Annotated in this window: 1 pseudogene; it reads right to left on the bottom strand. The window is 75.2% G+C overall.

The features are described from left to right. Positions 1-512 (bottom strand): annotated as a pseudogene (locus AOK03_RS37550) (PucR family transcriptional regulator); the annotation flags it as partial.

The raw sequence follows: 512 nt of genomic DNA, 5'->3' as shown, positions 1-512 counted from the left end.
CGATCCGAGGATCTCGTCACCGGCCCGCACGGCGATCGCCGCGCGCGGCAGCGCGACCTCGTCGCCCAGGGTCGGCGGCGGGATGTGCACGGGCTGGTCGCTGCGGTAGAGCTCCTTGAAGACGCCGTGCTCCTCGTGGATGCGCCGATACCGCTCGGGCACCCGCCGGGCCAGGATGCTCGCCACGCGTGGCGGGTCCGCCTCGTCCTGGCGACCGGAGAACGCCAGGATGCGGGAGCTGCGGTCCTCGATGGTGATCGGCGCGTCCAGCAGGGTCGCGATCGCGTTGGCCAGCGCGAACAGGTCACCGGACGGCACTCCGCCCAGGGTCTGTTCCCCGGTCCCGCCCACGTCGCCCTCCGAGAGCAGGGTCCGCAGCATCGCCGCCAGCTGGGCCCAGGACGCCCCGCGCGTCAGCGCCAGCAGCGTGATCCCGGTCTCCTCCGCCACGGCTTCGAGGGCCGCCGTGTCCACCGGCCCGCGCACGACGAGCGCCGCCGCGCCCGCGCCGG

It is taken from the genome of Streptomyces atriruber, from assembly GCF_001418325.1.
Lineage (GTDB): Bacteria > Actinomycetota > Actinomycetes > Streptomycetales > Streptomycetaceae > Streptomyces > Streptomyces atriruber.
The sequence above is the reverse complement of the archived record's forward strand: the minus strand, read 5'-3'. Positions and strand labels throughout refer to the sequence as shown.